The organism is Bacillus sp. SIMBA_008 (genome assembly GCF_046535495.1).
GTDB lineage: Bacteria > Bacillota > Bacilli > Bacillales > Bacillaceae > Bacillus > Bacillus subtilis.
Genome location: NZ_JAWRWL010000258.1, coordinates 1 through 293, shown reverse-complemented (window position 1 = coordinate 293; position 293 = coordinate 1). Strand labels below are relative to the sequence as shown.

1 protein-coding gene is annotated in these 293 nt (G+C 41.0%); it reads left to right on the top strand.

What is annotated here, in order from left to right; translation table 11 throughout:
• A partial coding sequence (locus SB658_RS23090) for an AAA-type ATPase lid domain-containing protein (RefSeq protein ID WP_486308205.1) occupies positions 1-293 on the top strand: 293 nt, incomplete at both ends.

Sequence of the window (293 nt, the reverse complement as noted above, 5' to 3'; positions counted from 1 at the left end):
ATGCGCAAGGATTTATTTTATCGTCTCGGTATTGTCACCTTATTTATTCCGCCGCTTTCTGAGCGAAAAGAGGACATTCCTACGTTTGTGAATCATTTTATTCAAAAATATAATGAGCTGTTTCAAATGAAGGTGAAGGCGGCTGATGAAGAGGTACTTGCCCTTTTTAAGGCGTATGATTGGCCAGGCAATGTAAGAGAACTGGAGCTTGTGATTGAGGCGGGGATGAATATGATGATGGATGAAGACGACTTAGGCATGCATCACCTTCCCTATCATTTTAGATTTAAGCA